Raw genomic sequence first — 25545 nt, forward strand, 5'->3', positions numbered from 1 at the left:
GGATCGGCGTCGGCAGCGAGCCCTGGATCGATCAGTCGCCTTAAGTCGGGCTTGATCGGTGGACCGACCATGCGCCAGCGCGGGCCTATCACGGCACGCGCTGGGTTAGCCGGCCTGTTCGACGATCGCCAGGGCGGCATCGGATCCGGCGAGGATTTCGACCAGGCGAAGCTGCTCGGTCGGCGCCAGGCGGCCGCGCATGGTGTCGGCGGTGATGGCCTCGGTTGCCTTGCTGAGCAGCAGATCGTAAGTCGCGGCGTTGCCGGCCGCGCGCGCCTCGGTTTCCAGCATCCGCAATCCGCGCGCCGCGGCTTCCAGGGGGTCCATGTCCGTCGCGGCCGAGGCGACGCCGATCCGGCTCAGCGGCGCCAACAACTCGTGCTGCAGGCCAGCGGCGAAGCGGGCTTCGCAGGCCGCGGCAAGATGCCGCCTGGCGGTCCGCAGCCGGTCGCGGCGCGGGATGTTGGCGTCGATCAGTCCGAGGTGTTTCAGCAGGCTAGCGATCCGCGCCGCCGCCGCTCCGGCATCGGCCAGGGTTCCGGCGGCGATGCGGGTTTCGATCCCACCCTGGGGTTCGAGCCGGCGCAGCAGCAGGTCGGCCGCTTCGTCGGTCGCGGTGCGGATGACGCTGTCCGGCAGGCCGCAGTGCCGAGTTGTCAGCAGGTCGGCCGCTTCGGGCAACTGGTCCAGCAGCATGGCGACCAGCATCGGCAGAGCCGCCCGGTTCGCCTTGTCCACCCGCTCGAGCATCGCGGCGATCGCGTCCGGTTGTGCCGGCACCAGGCCGAACGCGGCGTCCAAACGAAGTCTATCGAGCGTGACGGCTTCGGCCAGCAGCGCAGCGACGGCGTCGGCCAGCGGGCGATAGCTGTCGGCGCCGAGGCCGGTCTCGCCCCAGCCTTCCGGCACCGCGGCTTCGGTCAGCGTAGCGGCGGCAAGCGGCCACAAGGTCTGCCCGGAATGGGCGATGACGTCGATATCGGCCGTGCTGTGGCCAGCGATTTCGCTGCCGAACGTGGCTACCGCAGGGCCCATCGCGCGGCGGACATGGTCGGCCATCGGCTTGATCACGCTGCGCGGTATCAACGGCTGACCGGGTCGCCAGCGTGCCGCGCGAACCATCAGCAGGTCGAGCGGGTAAAACAGCAGCCGGGCAAAGCGCAGCGGCCGCGGCGGCCGCAGCACCGCCAGGCGCGGGCGCAGCGGCACGATCAGGAAGTCCGCCGGTCCGCGCTGGATCATCGCGTCCACCGCCGCCACGATCTTGAGTATCTGCGGGTCCGAGGCACCAACCAGCGCGCGTTTCATCGCATCGAGGGATGCGCCTGACTTCATCGCATCGGGGGATGCGCCTGACTTCATCGCATCGAGGGATGCATCTGGCGTCATCGCGTCGAGGGATGCGTCAGGCGTCATCGCGTCGAGGGATGCGTCTGACTTCATCGCATCGGGGGATGCGTCTGACGTCATCGCGTCGAGCAATGCGTCTGGGGTCAACGCGTCGGGGGATGGGTCGTCCATCGGGTTGGGCCTGCTCCTCACTCTGTTCAAATGCTCATTGCCAGCAGCTTTTCGTTGCGCTCGATCAGGCGGAACGCGGCGCTGCCGGTGCGCCAGGCGTCGCGCTGGCTGGTCACTCGGCACAGTTGCGTCATCGCCTCCGCGGGGATTGCCGCTCCGACCCATTGCAGCACCTCACGCGGCAGCACCGGCAGCAGCGGCGCTGCCTCCAGCAAGGCGGCGCGGCGCGAGGCGGCGGTGTTGGCCGCGAGCCACAGCAGGCTGATCCGTTCCCAGCCGTCCAACAGCCAATCGCAGCGTGCCGAGGCAGCTACGACGCTGTCCGGGTCGCTGATCTGGCGCCTGAGCAGCCGGGTGGGATCGGTCAATGCCATTTGGGTGGCCCGCAGCACCGCAATCCCGCTTTGCACGGCCTGGAGCATGGCGGTTCTGATGGTTTCGCCCAACCCGCTGATATCCGGGTCGGGATCGGATCGCAGCCAGTCGGATGGGTCGTCCGCGGTTTGCTGCAGCCGCGTCAGCAGCCGCGGCAGCCTGGCATCGCGATCGACGGCCGTGATACCGATCGGGGCGAACAGGTCGCCCAGCGCCGCCAGCACGTCCGACAACTCGGCTGCCGGCCGGCCCATCGCGTCGGCGAGGTGCCGCAGCACCAGGTTTGCCTTGTGCTCGATCTCCAGCGTCCGCTGCGCTGGTTGTCGGCAGCCCGGACCATCGGGATTCTCCGGCTCGACCAGGGCCGTCATCAGCCGCAGCCGCGCCAGCAGCCGCTGTGACCTGTCCTGCGCCAGCGCGGCCTCGGCAGCCTCGGCGGCGCGGCGTCCGGCGAAGCCTTCCCGGGCGACACGCAGCGTCGCGTCACGGATCGAGGCCGGGTCGACCGTCGCCAGGTGGCGGAAGCGCTTGAACAACATGGTATCGTGCAGCGTGGCGTGGCACCGGGCACGCACCGCGGGCCAGGTCAGCACATAGACGCCGCGCGCGCCCGACGGGTTGGGCAGCACGATTTCGAGCTCCCGATCGATCGATTGGCGAACTCGCGCCCCGGCCAGCATCGGCGTCGTAAAGTTCACGCTGACGCCGCGGCTGCTGAACGTCAGCGGGTGCTCGGTTTCGTCGGGCGGTAGGGCCTGATCTTTCACCGTCGCAGGGTAGCCACCAACAGCTTAATCAATCCTTACCCGCGAGGATGCCGATGGCCGCGCCGCGTGCTTGCAGGCATACCGGGGGGTGGCGTAGCGGGCATCGCCTCAGACGCTGAATTCGATGGTTACCCCGAAGGCCTCGCGCGCCGGAACCAGCACGCTGGTACCGATACGGTCCCAGCCGCGGATACCGCCGGCGTCGAGCGCGGTCTGCACCGCATCCAGCGACAGGGTGCGGATGGTCAGCGCCGCCATGTAGTCACGCCGGCCACGGCTGTCCGGCGCCGCGCCACCGAGCATTTCCCAAAGCGCCGACGGCGTGACCACGTCGAACCGCGCCAGGCCCAGTATCAACGAGCAACCGTCGTCGGTCTGGCGCACCGCGCGGGCGCCGAACATGCGGGCGAACAGGCTGCCCAGCCTCGCCGGGTCCTCGGCCGCGATGACCGCGCGGGCAACCCCGACCGCGGCATTGGAGTGCTGGCGCCAGGCGTCGCGCCAAACCAGGTCACGCGTCAGATGTTGACAGAAATAGAACCGTCCGGCCGGCGTGGCGTCGCGCCGCAGTTGCGTGGTGCGGAACACCGCGTCGCGTTGCTCGCTCTCGGCGCAGCAAATCGTGGCGTCGTCGGCGGTCATCACTTCGATCGGCACCGGACGGGAGAATTGCTTCGGCGGGTCGATCGGCACCGCGTTGCGCAGCATGGCCTGGTGCGTCGCGTCGGCGTTTTCGGTGCCGAACACCAGCCCATTTAGCCCGAACGGGGCGGCCATCAGCTCCGGGCGGCTGTCGTCGCCTGAGGGGGCACCGAGCAGTTCGAGATAATCGGTGCCGAACATGGCCAGGTGGTTCATCGAGCCCAGGGTATGGTAGCCGCGCGGCGTGAGGGTGAACCCCAGACGGCGGTAGGTATCGGCGACATCGTCGAGGCGGTCGCGGGCGTTGACGACGACATGGTCGAGCGTGGGCACGGGGAAATCACAAGGCATATACGAAGATCCCGATCATTTGGCCGCCGATCGTCGTGCGACCGGCCAGGCACTGTTGGACAGGATTGACAGAGCGGGCAAGGATAATGCGGATGCGCCCCTGCGCGTCACGGCCGTCTTCCGCTTCGGTGGGGCCGGCGTCAAGCCGGCGTGATGAGTGCCGCGCCAGCTTGGTAGGGAAACGTCGCACGCGGATAAGCCCCCCGCGGATAGACCCCTGGCAAATCTTACCCCTCTGGGATTTTCGCTCGCCGCGGCCTATGTTCGCCGGTTATTAGCCAAGTGCAGCGCAAAGGATCCGGATCATGTCCGCCGGCCAACAACCTGTTCTGCTGCTGACCGGTGCCAGCCGCGGCATCGGTCATGCGACCGTCAAGCGCTTCAGCAGCGAGGGCTGGCGGGTGCTGACGATGTCGCGCCAGGCGTTCGATCCGCGCTGCCCCTGGCCGGGCGGGGAGCGCAACCACATCCAGCTCGACCTGTCCGACGTCGATGTGGTGCGCGATGCGCTGCCCGAGATCAAGCGCATCGCCGGGGGACGGCTGGACGCGCTGATCAACAACGCGGCGATTTCGCCCAAGCATCCCGACGGGCGCAAGATCAGCAGCCTGGAGATGGCCTACAAGGACTGGCTGCACATCTTCAACGTCAATTTCTTCTCCGCGATCCTGCTGGCCCAGGGCCTCAGCGACTATCTGATCGAGTCGAAGGGCAGCATCGTCAACATGACCTCAATCGTTGGGTCCCGCGTGCATCCGTTCGCCAGTGCCGCCTACGCCACGTCCAAGGCCGGGCTGGCGGCGCTGACCAGGGAAATGGCCAACGATCTTGGGCGCTATGGCGTGCGGGTGAACGCCGTGTCGCCGGGCGAAATCGACACCGCCATCCTGTCGCCCGGCACCGATGAATTCGTGCAGCGCGAAATCCCCATGCGACGGCTGGGCAAGCCGAACGAGGTCGCCGACCTGATGTTCTTCCTGTGCTCGAACCAGGCGATGTACATCACCGGCTCCGAGGTCCATATCGATGGCGGCCAGCGGGTCTGATCGGCAGCGCAATTCGCCGCCCGTGCCGCGGCGATCGAGAAGGTGTGGAGCGGGAAGATGGCGGCGCTTGGGGCCGACGAGGATACGCGGGCGACGTATCTGGCGGTTTGAATTCTGCCGGTCGCGTCAGTCGCGCAAATCAGGTCTCCGAGGTGCAGCGATCATCCCGCCGATGACTGATCCAGCGATCGGTAGACCGCGCTCTCGAACCCATCGAGCGCCTGCAGCACGGTCGGGTCGGCGAACGGCAATGTCTGGGTCAGCAACACTCCGGCGATCTTGCGGACCGGGTCCAGCCAGTAATAGGTGTTGTTCAACCCGGCCCAGGCGAGGCTGCCGGCGCTGCGCCCGGCCGGCCCCGGCTGGGTGTTGATCAAGAAACTCAGGCCCCATTTCTTCGGCATGCCGGGGAACAGCTCGACCGGATTGGACAATTCCGGCACCTGCGTCGGCAGCGGGCCGACCTCGAGCGAGCCGATGTGGTTCTGGCCCATCAGGGCGACGGTCTCGGGTTGCAGGATGCGGCCACCATCGAGTTCGCCGTGGTTCATCAGCGCGCGCAGGAACCGCAGGTAATCCGCAGCGGTAGAGAACAGTCCGCCGCCGCCGGGATAGAATTCGCGCTCTGTCGCGGGCGGCGGGGCAGGGGTCGGCCGCAATGAACCGTCGGGCTGGCGGGCGTGGATGCGTGTCAGGCGGAAGTCCCACTCCGGTCGTTGTATGAAGCTGGTGTCGGTGACGGCGAGCGGGGTGAAGATGTGACGCTGCATGTAGGCTTCGAGATCGAGGCCGGAAGCGATCTCCACCATGCGGCCGACGATGTCGATGTTGATGCCGTATTCCCAACGTTCACCCGGATCGAAGTTCAACGGCGCAGTCAAGGCAGCCAGCCTGCCGGTGCGGGCGGGGGGCAGGCCGGTGATTTTGGCGTAGCGGTTCATCTCCTGGTTCCAGGTGTCGTAGACGAAGCCGGCGGTGTGGGTCAGCAGGTTGCGCAGGGTGATTTCGCCGCGCGGGGCGCGCATGATCGGCATATCGTTGGCGTCGAATCCGAGCAGGACCTTGGTGTCGGCAAGGAACGGCAGGATTTCGCGGGCCGGTTGGTCGAGCGCGAGCTTGCCTTGCTCTGTCAACTGCATCGCCGCCGTAGCGGTGATCGCCTTGGTCATCGAGGCGATACGGAAGACCGCATCGGTGGTCATCCGCTGCGGCAGCGACAGGTTCCGGCGGCCGAACGCCGACTGATAGATCACGCCTTTACTGTCGGCGGCCGCGGCGACCAGGCCGGCGATCTTCCCGCCGCCGACCGCGGCGGCGAGCACGCTGTCGATTAGCGCCGCGCCGCGCATCGGAGGTTCGGTTGCCATGCGTCCATCGCTTTCACGTCGGTTTCGTCTCCGGGCACTGGTAACCTAACATTCGCCGGCAGCGGCTTGCAAACCGACCGAAGGCGCGTGAAACTGCCGTTCAGGGATCAACAATTCGGGGAGCGTCAGGATGCTCGAACAAGACGTGACAGTAACGACAAAGCACGGCCGGATGCCGGCTTTCGCTGCCTGTCCAGATGGGGCAGGACCGTTTCCAGCGGTCATCTTCTACATGGATGCGCCTGGCACCCGCGAGGAACTGCGCAATATGACGCGCCGGGTCGCCAAGCAAGGTTACTTCTGCCTGCTGCCGGATATGTATTACAGATTGGGAACGGTCCGGTTCGACATTCCGCGCCGCGACGACGCGATGTCGGGGGTAATCCGGGCATCGATGAACAGCATCACCAACGCCCTGGTGACCGATGATACCGCGGCGATGCTGGGTTGGTTCGACGCGAACGACAAGGTCGGTACCGGTCCGGTGGGCTGCGTCGGTCATTGCATGAGCGGATGTTATATCACGACCGTTGCGGGCAGATTTCCGCATCGCATCAAGGCGGCGGCGTCGTTGTACGGGGTCAACATCGTCACCGACAAGGCGGATTCCTCGCATCTGCTACTGCCTCAGGTGACGGGCGAGCTTTATTACGCTTTCGCTGAACACGACCAATCGGTTCCGGCGTCGGTGATCCCGGAGCTTCGCGCGGCGCTGGCGAAAACCGATGTCGCCAACAGCGTGAAGGTGTTCGATGGGACGCATCACGGTTTCTGCTTCGCCGAACGGGCGGTATATCACGCCGCAGCGGCGGAACAGACATGGAGCGACATATTCGACCTGTGGAAGCGCAAACTGACCTGACGCTTCGGACGCGGTGTCGGGGCTGTTTTCGGCCAGCGTTGCCGGGAACAGTCGGCCGGCGGCGGATGCTCAGCGCACCGAGGTGATGGCGTTGCGGTTCTGCGCCCAGGCCTCGGGCGTAGAGGCAGCATCGATCGGCCGCGATTTACCGTAGCTGATGGTCTCAATGCGACTGCGCTGGATACCGTGGGCCACCAGATAATCGCCATCGGCGGCGGCTCGGCGTTGGCCGAGGGCGAGGTTGTACTCCTCGGTGCCGCGCTCGTCGCAGTTGCCGGCGACCCAAACGTTGACCTGGGGATATTGCTGCAGCCAGCTGCCCTGTCGGTCCAGCGTGGCGATCGCCTGCGGGCTGAGGGTGTTGCGGTCGGTGTCGAAGAAGATGCGATCACCGGCCGACTGGGTCAGGTCTTCCTGGCTGCCCGGCGTGGCTCGGCCGGCACCCGCAGCGCCGGCGCCGCCTGCTCCGCCCGGGCCAAATCCGCCGCCGCCGGATCCGTTAGCGGTCTTGGACTCATCGGATGAGGAACAGGCGGCAAGCAAGGCGACGCCGAGCAGGCAGGCAAGGGTCCGGTGTTTCATGAGGCATCTCCGGTCGGGTGATGTGGCCGCCGCGTTGTAGCCGGGTGGCCCCGATTCGCGGCACGGTTCTAATGCTGTAACGGATATCCGGCTAGCCCGGCCTGGCCGGCAATACCCCAGCGTGTTGTTTTATAGCATGATACGGACACGCAATAGAAAGGGATCGTGGCAAGCGCTGACGGAACCCTTGTTGGGCCCATTATGATTACAAATCCGCGTGACAACACCGGAGCATTCTTCCAGAAGTTGTCAATTTTTCAGCACATTACGAAACTGCGGATTGTTTACATTTGTAAACACTCCTGCCCCGGACAAAGGATGACGAGAACCCCGACGGCTAGAACGGCTTAATACGACGTATCGGGTTGAACGGAGTAAGCGTGGGAGCTGTTGATCGAACATTCGACGACTTGTGGGGGGCGGATCGGCTGCATGCCTCCCGCTGGGCTCGTGTTCTCGCTGTTGTCGTGATGATCGGGGCAGCCGCATGTGCGCTGCTCCCCAACGTACCCGTCCTCTATACGCGAATTTTTCTGTTTGCAGGGGTGCTTATCGGGGCGGCATGCTATGGGCTGGCGATCGGCCTCTCGGCGGCCACGGTCGGTTTCGCCCTGCTGCTTTGGCGGGAAATCCAGTCGGCCGGAAATCTTGTTGCCGCCCCGGTCATAGCCGCTGTGGTCTGGTTTGCGGTGGCAAAGTTCGCCGCGGCGCTGATCGGGTTCCAGCGAAAACAATATCAGAGACAGAAGGATGCCCGGTGTCATGCCGAGGCCGTCGTTCGGCAGCAGACGTTGCTGCTGCATGAAATGACCCATCGCACGCGGAACGACATGCATCGACTGCATGGGATGCTCAATGTCCAGGCGCGCGATCATCCGGAAGCTTCGGATGTGCTGGGCCGGGCAGCCAGCCACTTGCTTATCCAGGCACGGCTCAACGAGAGGCTTGCGATGCGTGGCGCTCAGAAGGTTATCGAAAGTCAAGGCTTCCTCGACGATCTGGCCGGCGACATCCGAGGTATCATCGAAAGCGATCGGAATATCGGGGTAGTTGTTTCCGCTGAAAACCATCCTCTTGCGCCCGCGATCGCCGCACACATCGGCCTAATCGTCAACGAATTGGTCACCAACAGTCTGAAGCATGCATTCCCTGCGACCGCGGTGGGGATCATCCGGGTGATCTTTCGGCGCGTCGGCGACGACAACGGCCTGTTTGAGCTGACGGTCAGCGACAATGGGGTCGGCTATGAAGTATCTGGGCACTCGAAGGGCCATGGCCATGGCCTTTTGCATGGCCTCGCAGCCCAGTTGGGCGGCAGGATGATGATCGCGGGAAGCGAGGTCGGTGGGACGCAGTGTCGCCTGCTGTTTCCGGCGGAAGCGCCGCCGGCGCCACCGGGAGCTTTTCCCTCAAATTCGAATGTGACTTCCAACCGCTTCAATCCGGCACAGCCGCCAGTAGAAAAATTTGGTTAGGACGTCGAAGGTCAGTGAGTGCGTCAACCGGCATTGGCGGCTTTCGAAGCATTTCCCCAAACTCGGTTGAGCTTTTTCAGCGGCCTAGTCGGTCACCGCCGCGTAAACCATGTCGCGGAACAGCAGGCGATAATGTTCCCGCTGCACCGGTGCCTGGATCATCAGCGCGGCGTATAACCGTTCGACCGGATCGACCCAGAACGTGGTGCCGGCCGCACCGCCCCAGTAATAGTTGCCGATCGATCCGGGAAACGGTGCCATGCCGGCGGCGGTGCGAACCGCGAAGCCAAGACCGAAGCCGTGGCCGGGGGGCAGCAGATCGACCGCTCCGGTGATGCTGCCGAGGTGGTCGGAGGTCATAAGTTCCACGGTCTTGCGTCCCAGCAGGCGGGTCGCGCCCAACCGGCCGTTGCCCAGCAGCATGCCCAGGAAGCGGGCGTAGTCCATCGCTGTCGCGACCATGCCGCCGCCGCCGGACTCGAACATCGCCGGGCGGCGGATATCCAGCAGGGCGACATCGATGCCGTCGTCGGGGTCCTTGGCGAACGGTTCGGCGATGCGGGACTGGTCGGCGGTGGGCACCGAGAAGCCGCTGTCGGACATCCCCAGCGGGACCAGGATCCGATCGGAGAGGAAGTTGCCCAAGGTCTGGCTGGAGATCACCTCGATCAGGCGGCCGAGTACGTCGGTGGAGCGGCTGTATTCCCAGACGGTGCCCGGTTGGTGCAGCAGCGGCAGGCCAGCGAGTTCATCCACCTGGTCGGCGTTGGTCTGCTTCAGGCGGGCGACGCGGGCCTCGCCGTAGGCCTTGTGGATCGGGCCGGTACCGCGGAATTCATAGGTCAGGCCGGAGGTGTGGCGCAGCAGGTCCTGGATGGTGATCGGGCTTGTCGCCGCGGTCAGTGTGTAGCTGTCGCCGGAGACGACACCGACCCTTGTATTGGCGAAGGCGGGGATGAACTTGCTGATTGGGTCACTCAGCAGCAGGCGGCCCTCTTCCCACAGCATCATTGTCGCGACCGACACGATCGCCTTGGTCATGGAATAGATGCGGAAGATCGCATCGGTGCCCATGGGCGCGTCGGAGGCCGGGTCGAGCCGGCCGAAGCTCTGATGGTAGGCGACCTTGCCGTGGCGGGCGACCAACGCGACGGCGCCTGGGATGTGGCCGCTGGCGACGCGGTCGTTCAGGGCCGCGGACAGGCGGTTCAGCGCGGCCTCGCTGAGGCCGACTTCCTCGGGCTTGGCGCTTGGCAGCGGTTCGATCATCCGAGCGGTCCTCGTGGTGGGCTAGGTGTGCAAGTATCGCCGGATGCGCGGTGAGATCAAGCCGGCGATCTGAGGTCGGCGGCTTGATCAGCCGTCCTGGTGGCGAGGGGTGATGGCTGGAATCCGGACCATGACGCGCATCCCGGATCACGATCGATCCCAGACGTTGCCATGGCCGGAAAGACGGGCGCTTCGCGTGAGGTGGGCGTGGTGGTTGCTTAGTATACTCAGACGTTGGTGAGCGTACAAGAAACGTTAGGCAGTCGATGAAAAATCTATACTTGACAAATAATGAAATGTCCGCCCGTCGGGGGCCCCATCCCTGCGGCCGCTGCGCAATGGTGGCGGCGGGGCGGGACAGAAGTGTTTTTTGCTGGGTGGGAGCGTTTCTGGTCCCAACGATATGGGCTTAGGTAAACGAAGGACGCTGCATTGCCGATCTATGCGGTGGCGCCCAGCTCCGTCCGCACCAGTTGAATCCAGTACGCCGAACCCAAGGTCAGGATCTCGTCGTTGAAATCGTAGTTCGGGGTGTGGACATGATGCACCGATTCGTCCTTGGTGGTGCCGTTGCCGATCATGATGAAGCCGCCGGGGCGAGCCTGCAGCATAAAGGAGAAATCCTCCGACCCGGTGAACGGCGCGCAGTCGGTATCCACCTTGTCGGTGCCGACCAGGGCGGTGGCGGCGGCAATCGAGTGCGCGGTCGGTTCGGCTTGGGTGATCAGCGGCGGGTAGCGACGTTCGTAGGTGACCTCGGCTGAGCAGCCGAACACGGCGGCTTGGGCGCGGGCGATTTCGCCGAGGCGCTGTTCCATAAGGTCGCGGACCTTCGGGTTGTAGGACCTGGCTGTGCCGATGACGGTGACACGGGATGGGATGATGTTGGGCGAGCCGGGGTCGCCGCCCGCGACCGAACCGACGCTGACGACAGCGGTATCGGCGGCGGCGACGTTGCGGCTGACAATGGTCTGCAGCGCCATGATGAACTGCGCCATGGGCAACGTGGCGTCGGTCGACAGATGCGCCCCGCCGCCGCCGTGACCACCGGTTCCGGTGAAGCTCACCGACCAGGTGTCGGACGCGGCGAGGAAGGCGCCGGTGCGGGTGCGGAACTCGCCCGCCGGGATGCCCGGCATGTTGTGCATGCCGTAGACGGCATCGACCGGGAAGCGGTCGAACATGCCTTGGGCGACCATCTCTCGGCCGCCGCCGAGGCCTTCCTCGGCCGGCTGGAAGATGAAGGCGACGGTGCCCCCGAAGCTGTCGGGATGTTCGGCGAGCCAGCGGGCCGCGCCCAGCAGCATGGCGGTGTGGCCATCATGGCCACAGGCGTGCATCTTTCCGGGCACGGTCGAGCCGTGCGCCCGGTTCGGCACTTCCTGGATGTGCAACGCGTCGAGATCGGCACGCAGGCCGATCGCGCGCTGCCCCGGCAGGCGACCCTTCAATGTCGCCACCACGCCGGTTGTAGCGATGCCCTCGGTGACATCCAGACCCCAGGCGCGCAGCCGTTCGGCGACCAGCGCGGCGGTGCGGGTTTCCTCGAACCCGACTTCGGGATGGCGATGGATATCTCGTCTGATCGCGATCAATTCCGGTTCGTAGGCCTTGAGGTCGGCGATCAGGTCGAGCGGTGCCATGGGACTCTTTCGTTGACGTTGACAAACATTGTCGCAGGTCCAGGCTGAACGGAAACGCCCGGCGCTCCGGCCGACCCACAAGAATCGGTCGCTGGCCCAGAAAGTTTTGTTCAAGCTGAACATGTTTTCGCAGTCTGCGCAAAGGGTGTCAGTCGAGCGTGATTTGGCCGGTTGATACCAATAGTAGCGATTACGCCAGTGCCTCCCAGCGGCCAGATCCAGATTCGCCCCGTTACACCGTGAACTGCTCGGCGATGATGCGTTCAGACAGGCCCTGATCGGGGTCGAACAGCACGGTCACCGTGACCGAGCGATCTTCGCTGACAGCGACCGAGACGATGTCGCGCACCTCGGTGAAATCGGCCACCGCCGCGGTCGGGCGCTTGTCGGTCTCCAGCGCCTCGAACAGGACCTCGGCACTGCTTGGCAGCAGGGCGCCGCGCCAACGCCGGGGGCGGAACGCGCTGATCGGGGTCAGCGGCAGCAAGTTGGCCGACAGCGGCACGATCGGGCCATGCGCCGACAGGTTGTAGGCGGTCGATCCGGCGGGGGTGGAGATCAGAACGCCGTCGCAGGACAATTCCGCCAGCCGCACCCGGCCGTCGATCAGGATGCGGATCTTCGAGGCCTGGCGCAGTTGGCGCAGCAGGCTGACCTCGTTGAATGCCAGCGCTTCCTCGATCGTGCCCGAGGTGGTGACCGCACGCATCCGCAACGGGTGCAGTTCGGCGGCCTGGGCGCGCGACAGCCGAACGGGCAGATCATCCTCGTTATAGGCGTTCATCAGGAAGCCGACCGAACCCCGGTTCATGCCGTAGACCGGGACCTCCAGCGCCAGCACCTGGTGGATGGTTTCCAGCATGAAGCCATCGCCGCCCAGCGCCACGACGACGGCGGCTTGCGACAGCTTGCATTCGCCGTAGCGCCCGATGAGGCTCTGGCGCGCCTCGGTGGCGATCTCGGTGGGGGCGGCGACGAAGGCGATCTGGCCGGCGAGGAAGCCGCGATCCTCGCCGATTGGCGGGCCGGAAACCAGCCCGCTCAAACCCGCTTCCTGTGCTGCAACACTGGCATGTCGCGGCGCACCCTGGACGTCAGGTCGGGGTCGATGCGCGCGGTGGTCCAGCCGATGCCGTCCGACACCTGGGCGACGAGGTGGCCCCAGGGGTTGACCACCATCGAGTGGCCAAAGGTGAAACGCGGCTCGCCCTTGCCTTCGAGGTGCTTGCCCCAGGTGGCCGGAGCGGCGAACCAGCATTGCGTTTCGATGGCGCGGCCGCGGATCAGCGCTTCCCAATGGTCCTTACCGGTGGCCAGGGTGAAGGCGCTGGGCAGGAAGATCAGGTCGGCGCCCTGTTCGCGCAGCGTCCAGAACAGGTCGGGGAAGCGCACATCGTAGCAGATGGCGCAGCCGACGGTGACGCTGCCGGCCTGGTAGGTGACGACCTCATCGCCGGCGCCGTAGCTGTTGCTCTCGCGGTAGCCGGTGCCGTCGGGGGCTGTGATGTCGAACAGGTGGATTTTACGGTAGCGCGCCAACTCGCTGCCGTCGGGGTTGAACACCACTGTGGTGTTGAACAGTTTCTCCGGTCCTTGTTCGATGATCGACCCGCCGTGCACATGGACCTTGGCGGCGCGGGCGGTTTCGCGCAGGAACTCGTAGGCTTCGCCGCCGGGCTGGTTGGACCCTTTCGGCGGCAGTACTTCGGCGTTGGCGCCGCGGGTGGCGCGGTCGCCGCCGAGCGAGTCCCAGACCTCCGGCAGACTGACGATGTCGGGACGGTCTTGTTCGACCGCGGCCTCGATCAGTTGCCTTGCCTGTGCGATGTTTTCGGCTTTGTCGGCGCCGGGGTTCATCTGCATCACGCTGACGCGCATTGTTCGGCCTCCGATCGGATGGCACGGTTTCGCGGAGTCGCCGCGCACGGCATTGCAAACTCGGTGGCAGTCGCCAGTTCGGCGGCTGTAGGGCGCAGGAAAGCTTATCCACCGGCTGGAGGCAACAGGGGTCGCACGGTGCTATGGTGCGTCGCGGCAGCGAGGGGCGGGCGGATGCGGCGGATCAAGGTGTGGGATTTGCCGGTGCGGCTGTTCCATTGGGCGATCGTGGTGCTGATCTTCTGTTCCTGGGCCACGCAGGAATGGAACCACATGGAGTGGCATGTGCGCAGCGGCTACGCGATCCTGACGCTGTTGCTGTTCCGCATCGTGTGGGGCTTCGTCGGCAGCGACACGGCCAGGTTCGCGCGATTTCTGCGCAGTCCGGCGGCCGCGCTGCGGCATCTGGCGCGCATCCGCCGCCCGGAAGCCGACCGCGAGATCGGCCACAACGCTGCCGGCGGCTGGATGGTGCTGCTGATGCTGGTGCTGATCGGGGTGCAGGCGGGAACCGGATTGTTCGCTAATGACGACGCCAACACCGAGGGGCCATTGATGCACTTGGTCGGCAAGGACCAGAGCGACTGGCTGAGCCATATCCACTCGCTGAACTTCAACCTGATCGAGGCGGTGATCGTGCTGCACGTGGTGGCGATCGCGGTGTATGCGGTGCTGAAGCGGCAGAACCTGGTGCGGCCGATGCTGACCGGGACGAAACTGATGCCGGCGGACGCGGCGGCGCCTCGGCTGGTGCGCCCAATCTGGGCGGTGGTGGCGCTCGCGGTGGCGGCGGGGGCGGTAGCGTGGCTGGTGCGGTTGTAGGGCACGGTATCGCTTGGCGGGGCGCGAAGGCAATGGATTTGAAAACCCATCACGCCAGGTTACTCACTGGCCATGGTCGCAGTTTTTCGTGCCATGGTCTTCGCGTGGTAATTTTCGTAGATGATCACCGGCCGGTCCATGTGCGTGTCTTCGGCAACGGCCAGGCGAAAAATCAATCTGACCGGACTGGCCGGCAAACCCGAGTTGGTCTGGGCTGAAGGGATGACCCGGGCCGAGGTTCGACCCGCCCCATACGGCTTGTTGTCGAACAAAAGCCGCTACTCCGGACGCGCTGGGAGACTATCCACGGGCGAATTAGCTAACGCCGAGATCGACGCATTGCTGAAACTTGGTTACTCCGCCCGCATGACGGAACCGCGTGCCGCTTCCGCTCGCTACGACCCCTCGGGCAGTCGGGTCATCATCGAGCTGACCAACGGTTGTACTTTCAGCTTTCCGCCTGGATTGGCGCAGGGGCTGGAAGACGCGACCGAGGACCAACTCGCCAGTGTGGAAATCATCGGATCCGGGTATGGGCTGCATTGGGAGGCGCTTGATGCCGATCTGTCCGTGCCGGGTCTGCTGGCCGGCCTACTAGGGACGAGGGCGTATATGGCGCGCCGTGCGGGGCAGGCGACGTCGGTCGCGAAGGCAATCGCGGCGCGAGTGAACGGGGCTCGCGGTGGGCGCCCGCGCAAGGCCGCACAGGACTGATCGCGCGGACGCCGAAGTGGCGTGCTGGTCGAACAGCCGTCCTTCCGGTCAAGCCGCATCGCTCCCAGTGCCAGGTCCATGCGAGAAGTCTCCGCCCTGGTCGGGTGCGCGCCAGTCGGGTGCTTCGAGCATTACGACGAGCGATCCCCACACCGACCACCACACAGCCATTTCCCCTCAATGTGTGGCGGCGGTCAGCCCGACCAGCCGATCGAACTCGACCACCGACAGGGTCTCGGCGCGCCGCTCGGGTGCAATGCCGGCCCGTGCCAGCAGCGCCTCTCCGCCCAACGTGCGCAACGATCCGCGCAGCATTTTGCGACGCTGCCCGAAGGCGGCGGCGGTCAGCGACTCCATTGCGGCGACTAGCCCCGCATCGGGCTGGATGGTGTGCGGCGTCAGGCTAACCACCGCCGAGGAGACTTTCGGCGGTGGGGTGAAAGCCTCGGGCGGCAGGCGCATGACTACGCGAGCCTCGCAGGTCCACTGCGTCAGCACCGACAGCCGGCCGTAGGCGGCGGTACCGGGGGCGGCGCAGATCCGGTCCGCCACCTCCTGCTGGAACATCAGCGTCAGCCGCTCGAACGCGGCGGCCTGGCGTAGCCAGCGGATCAGCAGCGGCGCGGCGATGTTGTAGGGCAGATTGGCGATCATCCGGCGTGGCGAGGCGACCAGGGATGCGGTGTCGAGCGCCATCGCATCAGCCTCGATCACGCGCAACCGGGGGCCGGTGGCTGCCGCCAGTTCGCCCAGCGCGCCGATCGCGCGCCGGTCCAGCTCGATCGCAGTGACGCTGGCAGCGGCGGACGCCAACAATGATCGGGTCAGGCCGCCGGGCCCGGGTCCGACCTCGATCACATGGCGGCCCGCCAGATTACCGGCATGGCGGACGATGCGGTCGGTCAGGTTGGCATCGAGCAGGAAATGCTGGCCCAGTGAATGCCGCGCGGCCAGGCCGTGGCGGGCAATAACATCGCGTAACGGCGGCAGGTCCGCCAACAGCGGTCAATCTCGGCTCAGACCCCGTGATCACGCTGGTCGATCGTGGCCTTGCGGCGCAGGTCGCGCATGGTCTGACGCGATAGCATCTCGACCCGCTCCCCGATCAGGCGGTGCTGGATTTCCTCAGCCGTGATGGCGCCCAGGTTTTTCTGGTCGCGGGTGCAGACCGTGATCACCGCGATGCCATCGCGTGAAATCAACGGTTCAGTGGGTTTGCCCAGCGGAATGGTTTCCAGCAACTTGCGGAACGCCGGGGGATTGACGCCCTCGACCCGAACGTCACCCGGATCGGCCGGATGGTTGGGTGAGTTGTTGGCCTTCGCCGCCGCGTCCATCTGGTCGCAGCCTTTTACCGTGGCACCGAGGGAGCGGGCCTTGTTCAGCGCCTGGCGTTGCTGCTCGGTCGGATTCTGCGGATCGGTCAGCGGTGTGGTAAAGGCCATGAATGCTTGGCGCAGGGTCACCACGGTCGCCATTTCGTTGCCGATCTCCCGTTTCGCCTGCAACATGACCACGGAAAATCCGCCCGGTACGCGGACCGGATTGCTGATCGCGCCGACCGGCATCTGGGTGACGATGCGGGCGACGGCGGGGTCGAGCTGGTTGGTCTGCACCCAGCCGAGTTGACCGCCCTCCAACGCCGACTCGGCCTGGCTGAACTGCGCCGCCACCACGGAAAACGCCGCGCCAGCATGCAGTTCAGAGATCACCGTCTCGGCGAAACGCTGCGCGTCCGCGCCGTTGGCCGGGTCGTCTACCGGGATGAAGATCTCGGCCAGTTGATATTCCGGCCGGCCGACCTGCTGGGACTCCAATTTCTGCTGTTCGGCGACGTCGGCCTCCGACACGCCGACCCGCTCCGAGACGATCTGACGCAGCATTTGCGACCAGGCAAGCTGGGCGCGGATCTGGTCGATCAGAGTGCGCGCGCTGACCCCGTCGGACGCCAGTTTCGCCCGCAGCGCGCCGGGCTGCATGTTGTTGCGGGTCTCGATGTCCTTGATCGCGGCGGCGATCTGGGCGTCCTGGATGACGATCTTGCGGCGCTGGGCTTCCTGCACGCGCAGCCGCTCGTCGATCAGTTGGCGCAGGATCTGCGGCCGCAGGCGGTCGATCACGTCCGGCGACAGGCCCATTCCGGTGGACAGCGCGAACAGGCGGGCACGATTGGAGATATCGGCCTCGCTGATGACGTCGCCATTGACCACGGCGGCGATGCGGCTGGTGTCCGCCATCTTCTGGTCGTTCGTCGCGCCGGTGGCGGGCGGGTTCGGTTTCACCGCTTTCGCCGGCGTCGCGGCCAGCGTGGCGGTCGAGCAAGCCATCAGCAGCGTCAGCAGCGCGAGTACGCCCGGGACGCTTAGGGGGATGTGGCCGCGGCGAAGGGTCGGCATGTCAGGCACTCCCATGCTACAGGGCGCGATAGCCGAATTGGCCGATCGTCTTGAAGGTCAACAGGAACAGCACTGTGGTACTGCCGCTATCGCCATTGATGCTGGTATAGCGGCGGTACAGCCGAAGATCAAAGATGAAGCATTCGTCCTCGTAGATCGCGTCACCGGCGACCGAGACCATGCGGTTGGTTGCCAGGTCGCGGCGGACGTCGCCGCTGACCCGGTAGTTACCCCATTTGGAGGATGCCCCCAGCGTAATCTCGTTGCGCGGAAAGTAGTAATTGTTGCCGGCGGGGGGCGGCGCCGGCTGGTCGTAAAAGGTGTAAGGATCGAACGTGGTGTAGATATAGCCTGCCGAAACCCGCAGCCGGTCCACCCCGGCGGTGCCGACGGCATCGGCGAAATGGGTTGCCAGCGAGTCCTTGTCGAGCCGGGTGCGATAGGTCAGGTCGAGCCACCTTGTGGGCGAGAAGGTACCGCGGGCCACGATGTCGGACACCTGATCGTGCAGACCGGATGATTCGGGGAACAGGTTGTCTTTTTCAGTTCGGTAGGATTGCCCGACGAGGCCGTCGAAGGTGGTTCCGCCCAGATACCAGGCACCGTGCAGCCCGACATTGGCGCGCACCCCGCCCTCCAGCCGATCGATGCCCGGGAAGCGGTTGAAGCCGAACAGATTGGCGTCGGTGAATTCAAAATCCAGGCTGTCCTCGTTCGGGATGCGCCGTATCTGGCTGTCGCCGGTCTGTGGCGCGATGATCATCTGGGCAATCGGCTCGATGATCTGGGTACCCCAGGCGCCGCTATCGCGGGCGAACGGCCAGCGAAAATCCACCGCCGCCTGCGGCAGGGCGCGAGCGGTGCCGACACTGTGGTCGGAGGCGAAGTTCGGGGTCCCGTTGAAATCGGTTGCATCGTAGGCGGCGGCGTCGGCGTGCAGGGTGACCTTCCAACGGTCGCCCAGCGAACCGGTGAACGGCCGCTCGTAGTCCATCGTCAGCGCGCCGCGGCGGGTGCTGGTGCCGCTGCTGCGGATCACGTTGAAGGCGCCGGTGGACAGCGAGAAGCGGCCACCGAGCGAATCCGGCGTGCCGACGAAGCTGTACTGGTAGCGCGGCAGCACGGTCGGCAGCGCGCTGCTGTTGATGGCTTCGTTCAGCGCCTGGTAGGATTTCGAATCCAGGCGGGCGTACGAGCCCTGACCGAACCCCTCGATGTAGAACTGGCTAATCAGCACGTTCTGATCGCCGGTCAGCCCCTCGGTCAGATGGAAGTCACGCACATAATCGGCCGAGGAGGCCCGGTTGACACTGAAGCCCCAGCGCCAGGTGTCATCATAGGCGAACTGGCCGTCGGTCACGAACGAGCCTTGCGGCGACCCGTTGATGTAGCCGCCCGATCCGTTCACCAGCAGCGAGCCATCGTTGAACTTGCGGCGATACTCGATATCGAGCTGCGGGCCGGCCTCGGTCGTTATCATCGGGATGATGGTCGCGTCGGACTGATCGTCGATCACCTGGTAATACGGCTGGCCGTAAAACGCGCCGATGTTGGACGAGGTGCCCAGCAGCGGGGGCAGAATGCCGGATTCCCGTTTCACCGACGGATCTGCGGTCCAGAAATACGGGAAGTACGCCACCGGGATGCCGAACATCTGCAAGGTGGCGTCGTGGTACTCGATTTTCTTGTGCTCCAGGTCCTGCACGATCGACGTGGCGCGGATCTGCCATAGCGGCGGGCGGGTGGGATCCTTGGCGCACAGGTTGCAGGTGGTATAGACGGCCTTTGAAAGCTCGTTGATCTGGCCGCCGGTGCGCTGCACACCATTCGCCGCCAACTTGCCGTTCTGCTGCAACAGCGCGCGCATATCCTTCAGGATGCCGTCGTTCATGTTGTTCTGCATCTCGGCGTAGTCCGAGAACAACACTTCGCCGTCAGGTTCCAGCAGTACGACATGGCCGGTGGCGGCGGCGACGCCGGTGTTGCGGTCGAAGGTGATCTTGTCGGCGCGCAACACGTGGCCGTTCTGCCATGCTTCAACATGCCCGGTCGCGGTGACCAGGGATTTGTCCTTGTCGTAATCCACCTGATCGGCGGTGAAGGTGACCGGCTCGCTGCGGTTTATCTGGTGGCTGGACGGATTGGTGTTGAGCGCGCCGAACTGGGCGTGGGCCGGTTGCAAGCCGAGCAATCCCAGCACGGCGCACAACGCGAGGGCGCGCCAGACGGGAATTTCCAGGCGGAATGGGATGCGCCAGGCTTGGCAGCGCCCAGCTTGGTTGCGCCGGGTTCGGAAGAGAACGCCTTGTGGTGTGGAATGCCGCGCGCGATGCATTCTCAGCCGTCCTCCGTATGCAGCAGCAGGGCGACGGCGAGCATAAGGCCCGACGCGGCCGGCGCCCAGGCCGCCAGCACCACCGGCAGGGCGCCGGACTGGCCGATCTGTTCGGCGATCTTCGACACCACGAATAGCGCGAATCCCGCCGCCACGCCGCTGGCGATCATCTGTGCCACGCCGCCACGCCGCGCCGGGCGCATGGAAAATCCGGCGGAAACCAGGGTCATCGTTGCCGCCAGCAACGGCAACGCAAGCAGCGCCTGGAAATGCAACTGATGACGCACCGATGAGAAGCCGGACCGATCGAGCAGGGCGATGAAACCGGGCAGCGCCCAGAACGACAGCGTATCGGGCGAGGCGAAGCTCTCCTGCACCCGGCTGACTGTCAGGTCGGTGGGCAGGTTGATCAGCCGCGGCGGCTCCGGCAACTGTTCGGGGCGGATGGAGCGGGCGTTTTCCAGCATCCAGTTGCCTGGGCCCAAGGTGGCATTGGTCGCCTCGATGCGGCTGAGCAGCTTGTCCGACCCGTCCAGGCGGAACACGCTGACGCGTTGCGCCGTGAGCTGGCGGTGATGCAGTTCCACCTGTTGGGCATGGATGATGGCGACGCCTTTCGGCGAGCTCTGGCGGTCCGATTGGCGCAGCCAGAGTTGACCGCCATTCAGCGCCAGCGGACCGCCCCCGGTGCTCAGATAGGTGTTGTCCATCGCCTCGGCCCTGGCCAGCATCACCGATGACACCGGACTGACGAGGGCGGTGGCGATCACCCCGAACAGCACCGCGCACAGGGTCGGCGCGGTCAGGAACTCCCACGCCGAGACGCCGGCGGCGCGGGCGACAATCAGTTCGGACGAGCGGGTCAGGCGCCAGAAGCACAGGATGCCGCCCAGCAGCACGGCGAACGGCAGGATCTGCATCGCCTCATACGGCAGGCGCAGCGCGGCGATCTGGCTGACCGTGCCGAAGCTGACTTCGGGGTGGCTGGCGGACCGGCGCAGCAGTTCGATGAAATCGAACATCGACACCAGGCCGGACAGCGCCAGCAGCATGCCGAGCACGGACAGCGCGAACTGACGCACGATATAGAGCGAGAGGGTGACCGCGGCGGTCATCGATCAGGCTTCCGCCGGCTGCGGCTGGAACAGCCGGATCGGCGGCCCTAGCAGCAGCCAGGCGCAGATCAGGCCCGGCACCGTAGCGTGCAGCCACATCAGGAACAGCAGGTTGTTGTCGCGTGCGCCCAGTGTGCCGAAAGCCAGGCCCAACGCCAGCAGCAGGACCATGGCGCCGACCGTGACCAGCGGGCGGGCGACGCCGCCATGACGCCGGAAGATCCCGCCCAGCGCCGAGAACAGCCCGACCATGGCGTATGACAACGTGGTCAGCGGCGCGGTCAGCCGCTTGTGGCCCTCGGCAAGCCATTTCGACCGGTCACGCGCGAAATACGGATGCGGGTTGAGCAGGTCACCGAGCGGCACCTCCGACATGTCGGCGGGGCGAGCGGCTTCGTCCTTGGTGGCGTCTGCGAGGTCGATCTCGTTTTGCTTGAAGGTCAGCATGTCGAGCCGGCCAGTTTGGTGGTCGATCTCTTGGCGACTGCCGTCCTGCAGCAGCACGCGCGGACCCGACGGGCCATCGATCAGCCGCCCGCGCTCCGCCAGGATGGTGGCGTGAGCGGTCGGATTGCGGGCGTCATCGACCAGCACGCCGTGCAGGGTGCCGTCCTGGTCGCGTGAGCGGATATAGACGGTCAGCTTGTCGGATAGCGGGGTGAACACGCCGTCCTGCAGCAGGAAGGCGGCGAGCCGGTTGCGAATTTCCCATTGGAATTGCTTGAAATCGTTCAGCGACGCCGGCACCGCCCAGAGGCTGAGGATATAGCCGGCGATGGTCGCCAGCAGCGCCACCGCGAGCGCCGGGCGCGCCAGTGCCCAGGGCGACAGCCCGGCGGAGCGCATCACCGTCAACTCCCGATCGGTCGCCATCCGCTGGTAGGTGAACTGGATCACCACATAGGTGGTGATCGGCAGGATGACGGCGATGAAGCTGGGGATCAGCAGACTGGTGAGGTGCAGGAAAACCAGCAGCGAGAGGCCGCGGTTGACCACCAGGTCGACGAAGCGCAGCGACTGGGTCAGCCAGATCAGCGCGGTAAGGCCGCCGGTCGCCACGACCAGCGCGACGAGCACCTGACGGAAGATGTAGAAATCGAGCCGGGTGAGCATCTTGCCGGAGCGCATGGCGGCTTTCTGCGGCAGGCTTGGGCGCGATGCAACCCGACTTTTCTTCATGCCCCCGTAGGCTGATCCCCCGGCGCGGTCGGTGATGCGAGGCGGGTGCGATTCGCCGCGTGATGCAGCAGCGAGGGAAACCACACGGCGGTTCGCGTCAGGGCGGCTTGCACCGAACCGGTCATGCAAGCGTGATGCAGCAGGCCGGCCAGCCGCATCTGCCGGCGCAGGGTCCCCGCCAGGCCGTGGTGATAGGTGGCCGAGTCGCCGCCCGCCAGCCAGGTCTCGGCGGCGCTTGTTCCGCTGTGCAGGGCGATGGCCATGCCGTCTCCGGTCAGCGACGGAATCACCGCCGCCTGGTCGCCGAGACGGAAAAGGCCGTCGGCGGCAGGCGTTCCGGACTGGTAGCCATAGGGGACGCCGGCAACCGCGAGCGGGCGCGCCAGCAGGGCCCGGGCGCCGGACAGCAAGGCGCTGAAACGCCGGCTGTGCTGCGCGACCCCGGCGAGCAGGTCGTCCCAGGTACCGCCGTGGCGCAGCAAGGCCTGACGCTGGGTCGCGATGCAGAGCACGGTCCGGCCGTCCTCGACCGGCTGCATGCCGGCGTAACCGCCTGGGAACAGGGTCAGTTCGATGGCGTCGTCCAGCATCCTGGCCGCGTCGGGCGCGAGGGCGAAATACATCTTCATGCCGACGGCGCCGCGATCGGCGCGCGCCCGTGGCAGGTCGCGCAGGTCATGCTTGCCGGTTGCCAGGAAAACGGTGTCGGCGCTGAACGCGGTCTGGTCGGTGGTGCGGGCGATCCATTCGCGCGGCGCTGAAGCCGAAGCCGTGGAGGCTGAGATGGTCGGGGCCTCGCGGGCCAGTTGGCGAACCGTTTGGCCGCCGCGCAGGATTGCCCCGGCGGACTCTGCCACGCGCAGCAGGGCGGCGTCGAAGCCGCGGCGGGACAGGCCCATGGCCGGGAATGGCAGCGTGGCCTGCGCCACCCGGTTGCGGTGGACCAGCCGGACTTGGCGGATCGGGGCGGCGCCGAGCGAGGCGGGATCGACCCCCAGCGCCTGGGCGCGGCGGATCGTGTCGATGCTTATGAAATCGCCGCACACCTTGTCGGTCGGCCCGCTGGCGCGCTCGATCATCACCGGGCGGCAGCCGGCCCGGGCCAAGGTGATCGCGGCGGCGGTTCCGGCCGGACCGGCGCCGATGATCAGCGGGTCTCGACGCACAGCCGGAACGGGACATACCAGGCGATCGTCGCCTGTTGTTCGGTGATGCCGGCGCGATGCAGCAGCGCTTCCCACTCGGCGCGGATGAACGACCTGGCGATGGAGACCTGGCCGTCCTCGCGCACGAATTGGTGCCACCGCGCGATCCGGGCGAGCACCGGGAAACCGTAGTACGGCAGCACGTGGCGGTGCAGGTCGCTGATGAACCAGCCTCGGGCGGCGTTCCGGGGTAGCCAGCGCAGGAAGCTGACCACCTGGTCGTCGGTCAGGTGGTGGGTGAACTGGGAGGTGATGATGAAGTCGAATTTGCGCTCCGGCCGATAGGCGAAGGCGTCGTCGTTGATGAATTCGATGCCGGCGGCGGAACCGGTCGCGTCCCGCGCCGCCGCTGTGGCCCAGGGGTTGAGGTCGATGCCGGTCAGCCGGGCGCGCGGATAGCGCGAGCGGATCTTGCGCAATGCGTCGCCGTGGCCACAGGCGATGTCCAGCACCGAGAAGTCGTCGTTGGCGCGCTTGCCCAGCCAGGACAGCATCGGGCGGTGCGTCAGGGTGACGACGTTGACCCTGGACAGGTCGCGCAGGCAGCGCCGGTAGTCCTCGAAGTCGGCGCAGTCGGTATCCATCCGCTCCGGCTGCGAGCTGCGATGCGCGAGCCCCCTCAGCCGGACTGGGGTCATTGGGCCCGGTTCATTGGGCCAGGTTCATGGGACGCGGATCATCTGGCGCGGTTCACGGTCGGCTGAAACCGAAGCTCTCGACCGAGAGGCCGGGTCCGAAGGCCATCGCCATGCCACCGCCGCGCGCGTCGGTATCCTGCAGGATGCTGTGCAGCACGAACATCAGGGTGGCCGAGGACATGTTGCCGTAGTCGCGCAGCACCGCCCGCGAGTGACGCAGCGCGTCGGGTGCCAGGCACAGCCCGTGCTGCACCGAGTCGAGGATCGACCGGCCGCCGGCATGGACCGCCCACAGCTTGGGCGGGTCGCGCGGCAGCAGCCTGACGCCGTGTTCGGGCAGCCAGCGGCGGATGCGGCCGGGCACCTGGCCTGACAGGTGCATCTCGAAACCGTCGTTGCCGATCTCCCAGGTGATCAGGTCGTGGCTGCGCGGGATGATGGCGGCCTGGAACCGGCCCAGGGCGATGCCGGTCGGGTCGGCGCTGACCAGGGCGGCCGAGGCGCCGTCGGCGAACAGCATGAAGCTGAGCATCTTCGGCAGATCCTGGAAGTCTTCCTGCAGGTGCAGGCTGCACAGTTCCAGATTGACCACCAGCACGCGGGAGGCGGGATCGGCGCGCACGATCTGGTCGGCCAGTTTCAGCACATTGACGGCGGCGAAGCAGCCCATGAAGCCGACAATGGTGCGCTGCGTTGCATCGGGCAGACCGGCCGCCCGCATGATCTGGAAATCCAGGCCGGGGGCGGTAAAGCCGGTGCAACTGGCGACGATCAGGTGGGTGACGGCGTTCGGATCGAGGTCCAGCTTGCGCACCGCGGTCATCGCCAGATCGAGCGCATGCGGCTGATACAGCGCCATCCGGGCGGCGGTCGAGGGGAAGGCACCGCGGCGATAAAAGCCGGTGACGTCGAGAATCTTGTCGCGCGGCCTTGGTCCGGGTTCGAAGATCGCGTAGCGGTGCTCGATGTCGGACAGTTTGGCCATGCGGTCGAACAGCACGCGCTTGTGCCAGTCGGCAACCGTATCGCGGCCGAATTCGACGAAGGCGGCGTGAATGTCGTGCGGTGGGACCGCGGTAGTGATCCGGTTCAGCCAGGCCTGGGTCACGGGCGGTCCTTCGATGATCCCCCGGATGTGGGGGTGCGGGAACGTTACGCCAGGGTGGCGGCTGGCTACGGTTTGGCAATGTGACCGTTTAGGGTGAGCTTGCCTGTGTCCCGCGTCCGCGGCCGGCGATCGCGATGCAACCCCAGACGATGGACTTTGATGGTTTGTTTCAGTGCTCGGCTTATTTCTCTTTCGGAGGATTTTCTCTTTTGGAGGATTAGGGTTGCAGGTTCGGATTTGTGACAGTAGTCGGCA

General features: G+C 66.0%; 22 protein-coding genes. 5 read left to right on the top strand and 17 right to left on the bottom strand.

Annotated features, from left to right (window positions below; all coding sequences use genetic code 11):
- Window positions 1-105: 105 nt before the first annotated feature.
- The 3 genes from ACQY4T_RS12660 to ACQY4T_RS12670 all read right to left on the bottom strand — a co-directional run bounded on the left by ACQY4T_RS12660 (window position 106) and on the right by ACQY4T_RS12670 (window position 3638).
- Window positions 106-1521 (bottom strand): hypothetical protein, encoded by a 1416-nt coding sequence (locus tag ACQY4T_RS12660; RefSeq protein ID WP_428542459.1) that lies wholly within the window; start codon window positions 1519-1521, stop codon window positions 106-108.
- 26 nt (window positions 1522-1547) lie between these two features.
- The gene (locus tag ACQY4T_RS12665) at window positions 1548-2663 is read right to left on the bottom strand and encodes a hypothetical protein (RefSeq protein ID WP_428542462.1); all 1116 of its coding nucleotides are present in this window, start codon (window positions 2661-2663) and stop codon (window positions 1548-1550) included.
- A gap of 108 nt (window positions 2664-2771) precedes the next feature.
- Window positions 2772-3638 (bottom strand): VOC family protein, encoded by an 867-nt coding sequence (locus ACQY4T_RS12670; protein WP_428542465.1) that lies wholly within the window; start codon window positions 3636-3638, stop codon window positions 2772-2774.
- A gap of 323 nt (window positions 3639-3961) precedes the next feature.
- Between ACQY4T_RS12670 and ACQY4T_RS12675 the strand changes: the two genes are divergently transcribed.
- A complete protein-coding gene (locus tag ACQY4T_RS12675) occupies window positions 3962-4702 on the top strand; it encodes an SDR family NAD(P)-dependent oxidoreductase (RefSeq protein WP_428542468.1) in 741 nt (246 codons plus the stop codon).
- 161 nt (window positions 4703-4863) lie between these two features.
- Here ACQY4T_RS12675 and ACQY4T_RS12680 read toward each other — a convergent pair whose 3' ends face one another.
- A complete protein-coding gene (locus ACQY4T_RS12680) occupies window positions 4864-6069 on the bottom strand; it encodes a serine hydrolase domain-containing protein (RefSeq protein WP_428542471.1) in 1206 nt (401 codons plus the stop codon).
- Between the two features lie 130 nt (window positions 6070-6199).
- Between ACQY4T_RS12680 and ACQY4T_RS12685 the strand changes: the two genes are divergently transcribed.
- Window positions 6200-6931 carry a dienelactone hydrolase family protein gene (locus tag ACQY4T_RS12685; RefSeq protein ID WP_428542474.1) on the top strand — a complete coding sequence of 244 codons (732 nt, stop codon included), beginning with the start codon at window positions 6200-6202 and terminating at the stop codon, window positions 6929-6931.
- Window positions 6932-7000: 69 nt separating this feature from the next.
- Here ACQY4T_RS12685 and ACQY4T_RS12690 read toward each other — a convergent pair whose 3' ends face one another.
- Window positions 7001-7513 (bottom strand): OmpA family protein, encoded by a 513-nt coding sequence (locus ACQY4T_RS12690; RefSeq protein WP_428542477.1) that lies wholly within the window; start codon window positions 7511-7513, stop codon window positions 7001-7003.
- A 380-nt stretch (window positions 7514-7893) separates the two neighbouring features.
- On the opposite strand from ACQY4T_RS12690, the gene ACQY4T_RS12695 reads away from it, so the two are divergent.
- Window positions 7894-8988, top strand: coding sequence for a sensor histidine kinase (locus tag ACQY4T_RS12695; protein WP_428542480.1), 1095 nt, complete (start codon window positions 7894-7896; stop codon window positions 8986-8988).
- An 84-nt stretch (window positions 8989-9072) separates the two neighbouring features.
- Here ACQY4T_RS12695 and ACQY4T_RS12700 read toward each other — a convergent pair whose 3' ends face one another.
- From ACQY4T_RS12700 to ACQY4T_RS12715, 4 genes are all read right to left on the bottom strand, one after another.
- Window positions 9073-10257, bottom strand: a complete 1185-nt coding sequence (locus ACQY4T_RS12700; protein ID WP_428542483.1) for a serine hydrolase domain-containing protein — start codon at window positions 10255-10257, stop codon at window positions 9073-9075.
- A 440-nt stretch (window positions 10258-10697) separates the two neighbouring features.
- Window positions 10698-11900 carry a M20 aminoacylase family protein gene (locus ACQY4T_RS12705; RefSeq protein WP_428542486.1) on the bottom strand — a complete coding sequence of 401 codons (1203 nt, stop codon included), beginning with the start codon at window positions 11898-11900 and terminating at the stop codon, window positions 10698-10700.
- A gap of 232 nt (window positions 11901-12132) precedes the next feature.
- Entirely contained in the window at window positions 12133-12936 is an 804-nt protein-coding gene (locus tag ACQY4T_RS12710) for an NAD kinase (RefSeq protein ID WP_428542837.1), read from the bottom strand.
- A gap of 5 nt (window positions 12937-12941) precedes the next feature.
- Window positions 12942-13778, bottom strand: a complete 837-nt coding sequence (locus ACQY4T_RS12715) for a carbon-nitrogen hydrolase family protein (RefSeq protein ID WP_428542489.1) — start codon at window positions 13776-13778, stop codon at window positions 12942-12944.
- 174 nt (window positions 13779-13952) lie between these two features.
- Here ACQY4T_RS12715 and ACQY4T_RS12720 point away from each other — a divergent pair, with 174 nt between their 5' ends.
- Together ACQY4T_RS12720 and ACQY4T_RS12725 are read left to right on the top strand one after the other, a co-directional pair.
- Window positions 13953-14600: a cytochrome b/b6 domain-containing protein gene (locus ACQY4T_RS12720; RefSeq protein ID WP_428542492.1), complete on the top strand. Its 648-nt coding sequence runs from the start codon at window positions 13953-13955 to the stop codon at window positions 14598-14600.
- Between the two features lie 120 nt (window positions 14601-14720).
- Window positions 14721-15314 (top strand): DUF2442 domain-containing protein, encoded by a 594-nt coding sequence (locus ACQY4T_RS12725; RefSeq protein WP_428542495.1) that lies wholly within the window; start codon window positions 14721-14723, stop codon window positions 15312-15314.
- A 177-nt stretch (window positions 15315-15491) separates the two neighbouring features.
- On the opposite strand, the gene rsmA is transcribed toward ACQY4T_RS12725, so the two are convergent.
- From rsmA to ACQY4T_RS12765, 8 genes are all read right to left on the bottom strand, one after another.
- Window positions 15492-16313, bottom strand: coding sequence for a 16S rRNA (adenine(1518)-N(6)/adenine(1519)-N(6))-dimethyltransferase RsmA (gene rsmA, locus ACQY4T_RS12730; protein WP_428542498.1), 822 nt, complete (start codon window positions 16311-16313; stop codon window positions 15492-15494).
- A 17-nt stretch (window positions 16314-16330) separates the two neighbouring features.
- Entirely contained in the window at window positions 16331-17710 is a 1380-nt protein-coding gene (locus ACQY4T_RS12735; protein ID WP_428542501.1) for a peptidylprolyl isomerase, read from the bottom strand.
- A 16-nt stretch (window positions 17711-17726) separates the two neighbouring features.
- A complete protein-coding gene (locus ACQY4T_RS12740) occupies window positions 17727-19892 on the bottom strand; it encodes an LPS-assembly protein LptD (RefSeq protein WP_428542504.1) in 2166 nt (721 codons plus the stop codon).
- A gap of 155 nt (window positions 19893-20047) precedes the next feature.
- Entirely contained in the window at window positions 20048-21160 is a 1113-nt protein-coding gene (gene lptG, locus ACQY4T_RS12745) for an LPS export ABC transporter permease LptG (protein ID WP_428542507.1), read from the bottom strand.
- A gap of 3 nt (window positions 21161-21163) precedes the next feature.
- Window positions 21164-22375 (bottom strand): LPS export ABC transporter permease LptF, encoded by a 1212-nt coding sequence (gene lptF, locus ACQY4T_RS12750; protein ID WP_428542840.1) that lies wholly within the window; start codon window positions 22373-22375, stop codon window positions 21164-21166.
- Window positions 22336-23505: an NAD(P)/FAD-dependent oxidoreductase gene (locus tag ACQY4T_RS12755; RefSeq protein ID WP_428542510.1), complete on the bottom strand. Its 1170-nt coding sequence runs from the start codon at window positions 23503-23505 to the stop codon at window positions 22336-22338. Before ACQY4T_RS12755 ends, lptF begins: the two co-directional genes overlap by 40 nt.
- Window positions 23487-24182, bottom strand: a complete 696-nt coding sequence (locus ACQY4T_RS12760) for a methyltransferase domain-containing protein (RefSeq protein ID WP_428542513.1) — start codon at window positions 24180-24182, stop codon at window positions 23487-23489. The genes ACQY4T_RS12755 and ACQY4T_RS12760 overlap by 19 nt, the downstream gene beginning before the upstream one ends.
- A gap of 52 nt (window positions 24183-24234) precedes the next feature.
- Window positions 24235-25290 carry a type III polyketide synthase gene (locus ACQY4T_RS12765; RefSeq protein WP_428542516.1) on the bottom strand — a complete coding sequence of 352 codons (1056 nt, stop codon included), beginning with the start codon at window positions 25288-25290 and terminating at the stop codon, window positions 24235-24237.
- Window positions 25291-25545: the final 255 nt, after the last annotated feature.

Origin of the sequence: Rhodopila sp. (assembly GCF_965277825.1) — a bacterium.
Classification (GTDB): domain Bacteria; phylum Pseudomonadota; class Alphaproteobacteria; order Acetobacterales; family Acetobacteraceae; genus Rhodopila.

Excerpts from the sequence above, each read along its gene's own strand:
- ACQY4T_RS12680 (WP_428542471.1), bottom strand. The coding sequence starts at position 6,069 with ATGGCAACCGAACCTCCGATGCGCGGCGCGGCGCTAATCGACAGCGTG.
- ACQY4T_RS12725 (WP_428542495.1), top strand. The coding sequence starts at position 14,721 with ATGATCACCGGCCGGTCCATGTGCGTGTCTTCGGCAACGGCCAGGCGA.
- ACQY4T_RS12690 (WP_428542477.1), bottom strand. The coding sequence starts at position 7,513 with ATGAAACACCGGACCCTTGCCTGCCTGCTCGGCGTCGCCTTGCTTGCC.
- ACQY4T_RS12720 (WP_428542492.1), top strand. The coding sequence starts at position 13,953 with ATGCGGCGGATCAAGGTGTGGGATTTGCCGGTGCGGCTGTTCCATTGG.
- ACQY4T_RS12675 (WP_428542468.1), top strand. The coding sequence starts at position 3,962 with ATGTCCGCCGGCCAACAACCTGTTCTGCTGCTGACCGGTGCCAGCCGC.
- ACQY4T_RS12700 (WP_428542483.1), bottom strand. The coding sequence starts at position 10,257 with ATGATCGAACCGCTGCCAAGCGCCAAGCCCGAGGAAGTCGGCCTCAGC.
- ACQY4T_RS12660 (WP_428542459.1), bottom strand. The coding sequence starts at position 1,521 with ATGGACGACCCATCCCCCGACGCGTTGACCCCAGACGCATTGCTCGAC.
- lptG (WP_428542507.1), bottom strand. The coding sequence starts at position 21,160 with ATGACCGCCGCGGTCACCCTCTCGCTCTATATCGTGCGTCAGTTCGCG.
- ACQY4T_RS12705 (WP_428542486.1), bottom strand. The coding sequence starts at position 11,900 with ATGGCACCGCTCGACCTGATCGCCGACCTCAAGGCCTACGAACCGGAA.
- ACQY4T_RS12715 (WP_428542489.1), bottom strand. The coding sequence starts at position 13,778 with ATGCGCGTCAGCGTGATGCAGATGAACCCCGGCGCCGACAAAGCCGAA.
- ACQY4T_RS12760 (WP_428542513.1), bottom strand. The coding sequence starts at position 24,182 with ATGACCCCAGTCCGGCTGAGGGGGCTCGCGCATCGCAGCTCGCAGCCG.
- ACQY4T_RS12735 (WP_428542501.1), bottom strand. The coding sequence starts at position 17,710 with ATGCCGACCCTTCGCCGCGGCCACATCCCCCTAAGCGTCCCGGGCGTA.
- ACQY4T_RS12685 (WP_428542474.1), top strand. The coding sequence starts at position 6,200 with ATGCTCGAACAAGACGTGACAGTAACGACAAAGCACGGCCGGATGCCG.